This is a genomic window from Tistrella bauzanensis, from assembly GCF_014636235.1.
Lineage (GTDB): Bacteria > Pseudomonadota > Alphaproteobacteria > Tistrellales > Tistrellaceae > Tistrella > Tistrella bauzanensis.
In genome coordinates this window covers 1-3,682 of record NZ_BMDZ01000143.1, presented here as the reverse complement: position 1 = coordinate 3,682, position 3,682 = coordinate 1, and the positions used below count along the sequence as shown (strand labels likewise).

1 pseudogene is annotated in these 3,682 nt (G+C 66.8%); it reads left to right on the top strand.

Annotated features, from left to right (window positions below):
• A pseudogene (locus tag IEW15_RS25015) lies at positions 1-3,682 on the top strand (cadherin repeat domain-containing protein); the annotation flags it as partial.

Genomic DNA, 3,682 nt, shown 5'->3' with positions numbered 1-3,682 from the left:
ATCACGAGACCACCGGCACGGTGACGGTGGTGATCACCGCGACCGATGCCGGCGGGTTGTCGGCCTCGACGCTGCTGACGATCGCGGTCGGGGACGTGAACGAGGCGCCGGTGGCACCGGTTCTGACCGGCGATACGGTTCAGGGCGGCGATGACGGCGCGATCGTGGGCCGGGTGACGGCGAGCGATCCGGACGCGGCCAGCGGCCCGAACGGGCGGCTGACCTATACGGTCGACGATGCGCGGTTCGAAATCGTGGGCGGTGTGCTGAAGCTGCGCGAGGGCGTTGTCATCTCGGCGGCGGATGCGGCCTCGGTCGATCTGGTGATCACGGTCACCGATGGCGGCGGGTTGAGCGCGCAGACCGCGGTGACGCTGACGGTGCGGCCCGACACGACACCGCCGGTGCCGGTGATCGCGGATGGCCGGGTTGACGAGAACAGCCCTGGCGCGGTTGTGGGGGTGATCGGCTTCCTGGAGGATGTCGACCCGGGCGTGGATGTGACGCTGACGGTGGATGATGGGCGGTTCGAGATCGTGGAGATCGACGGCCGCCAGGTTCTGAAGCTGCGTGATGGCGTGTCGCTGGACCATGAGGCGGCGGACCGCCTGACCCTGCTGCTGACCGCGACCACGATCGAGGGCGCGCGCTCGGCGGTGGTGACCATCGCGGTCGGCGATGTGAACGAGGCGCCGACGGCGCCGGTGCTGTCGAACACGACGGTGCGTGAAGACGCGCAGGTGATCGGGACGGTGACGGCGAGCGACCCGGATGCGGGTGACACGCTGAGCTTCACGGTCGATGATCCGCGCTTCGAGATCGTCGACGGCGTGCTGCAACTGGCTGGCGGTGAGTTCCTCGATTACGAGACCGAGCCGTTCATCGACCTGACGATCACCGCGATCGACGCCGAGGGTCTTGAGACCAGCAGCGTGATCCGGATCACGGTGACCAATGTCGCCGAGGCGCCGACGGTGCCGCAGCTCGACAATGATCAGGTGGTTGAGAACCTCCCCGGCGCAGTGATCGGCACGGTGAGTGTCGAGCAGGATCCGGATGGCGCCGGTGTCACCTTCACGGTCGACGATGCCCGGTTCGAGATCGCGGGCGGGGTGTTGAAGCTGCGGGATGGCGTGTCGCTCGATTACGAGACCGAGCCGCAGGTGTCGCTGGTGATCACCGGCCGGGCCGCGAACGGTATCGAGGTCAGCAGCGATATCACCATCCAGGTCACGAACGAGAACGAGGCGCCGACGGCGCCGGTGCTGTCGAACACGACGGTGCGTGAAGACGCGCAGGTGATCGGGACGGTGACGGCGAGCGACCCGGATGCGGGCGACACGCTGAGCTTCACGGTCGACGATCCGCGCTTCGAGATCGTCGACGGCGTGCTGCAACTGGCTGGCGGTGAGTTCCTCGATCATGAGACCGAGCCATTCATCGACCTGACGCTGACCGCGATCGATGCCGAGGGTCTTGAGACCAGCAGCGTGATCCGGATCACGGTGACCAATGTCGCCGAGGCGCCGACGGTGCCGCAGCTCGACAATGATCAGGTGGTTGAGAACCTCCCCGGCGCAGTGATCGGCACGGTGAGTGTCGAGCAGGATCCGGATGGCGCCGGTGTCACCTTCACGGTCGACGATGCCCGGTTCGAGATCGCGGGCGGGGTGTTGAAGCTGCGGGATGGCGTGTCGCTCGATTACGAGACCGAGCCGCAGGTGTCGCTGGTGATCACCGGCCGGGCCGCGAACGGTATCGAGGTCAGCAGCGATATCACCATCCAGGTCACGAACGAGAACGAGGCGCCGACGGCGCCGGTGCTGTCGAACACGACGGTGCGTGAAGACGCGCAGGTGATCGGGACGGTGACGGCGAGCGACCCGGATGCGGGCGACACGCTGAGCTTCACGGTCGATGATCCGCGCTTCGAGATCGTGGACGGCGTGCTGCAACTGGCGGGCGGTGAGTTCCTCGATCATGAGACCGAGCCGTTCATCGACCTGACGATCACCGCGATCGACGCCGAGGGTCTTGAGACCAGCAGCGTGATCCGGATCACGGTGACCAATGTCGCCGAGGCGCCGACGGTGCCGCAGATCGACAATGATCAGGTGGTTGAGAACCTCCCCGGCGCAGTGATCGGCACGGTGAGTGTCGAGCAGGATCCGGATGGCGCCGGCGTGACCTTCACGGTCGACGATGCCCGGTTCGAGATCGCGGGCGGGGTTCTGAAGCTGCGGGATGGTGTCTCGCTCGATTACGAGACCGAGCCGCAGGTGTCGCTGGTGATCACCGGCCGGGCCGCGAACGGTATCGAGGTCAGCAGCGATATCACCATCACTGTGACCGACGAGAACGAGGCGCCGACGGCGCCGGTTCTCAGCGGCAATGCGGTTGCCGAGAACGTTGCCGGCGCGGTGATCGGGACGGTGACGAGCGGCGATGTCGATGCCGGTGACACGGTCGAGCTGACGGTCGATGACGCGCGGTTCGAGATCGTGGACGGTGTTCTGAAGCTGCGTGACGGGGTGTCGCTGGATTTCGAGACCGAGGCGACGGTCGATCTGGTGATCACGGCCACGGATGCGGGCGGGTTGTCTGCGACGCGGTCGGTGACGATCACGGTTGTGGATGACGGGGTGACGGCGCCGCTGCCGGTTCTGAGCGGCGGGCAGGTGCTTGAGAATGCGGCTGGAGCCGTGATCGGGACGCTGCCCTCGGGCAATGGTGCGGTGTACACGGTCGATGATGCGCGCTTCGAGGTGATCGATGCGGCGGGCGTGCCGACGCTGAAGCTGGTGGACGGTGTCAGCCTGGATCGCGAGGCGGCCTCGGAAATTACAATCCGGATCACGGCGTCGGTGACGGAAGGCGATACCGCGTCGGCGGATGTGCTGATCCGGGTTCTGGACGTGAACGAGGCGCCGTCGGCGCCGGTTTTGGCCGGCAACACTGTGGCCGAGAACGCGGCGGGCGCGGTGATCGGCCGGGTGACGGCGAGCGATCCGGATGCGGCGGGCAGCAGCAATGGCCGGCTGAGCTTCACGGTCGATGATGCGCGGTTCGAGATCGTCTCGGGCGTGCTGAAGCTGAAGGACGGGATCAGCCTGGATCGCGAGGCGGCGTCGAGCGTCGATCTGGTGATCACGGTGACCGATGGCGGCGGATTGAGCGCGCAGCGGAGCGTGACGATCACGGTCGACGACGCGAACGAGGCGCCGTCTGCGCCGGTGATCGGCGGCGGCACGGTTGCGGAGAACGCGGCGGGCGCCGTTGTCGGGACGGTGACGGCCGGTGACCCGGATGGCGATGCGTTGAGCTTCACGGTCGATGACGCGCGCTTCGAGGTGGTCGGCGGCCAGTTGAAGCTGCGTGACGGGATCAGCCTGGATCACGAGGCTGAGCCGTCGGTGACGGTGGTTGTGACGGCTGCGGATGCCGGCGGTCTGACGGCGTCGACGCTGGTGACGATCAGCGTCACCAATGTGAACGAAGCGCCGGCGGTGCCGGTGCTGGATGGCACCAGTGTCGCCGAAGGCGTTGCCGGTGCGGTGGTCGGGCTGGTGACGGTGGATGATCCGGATGCCGGCGACACAGTGAGCTTCACGGTCGATGACGCGCGGTTCGAGATCGTGGACGGTGTTCTGAAGCTGCGCGACGGGGTGTCGCTGGACTTCGA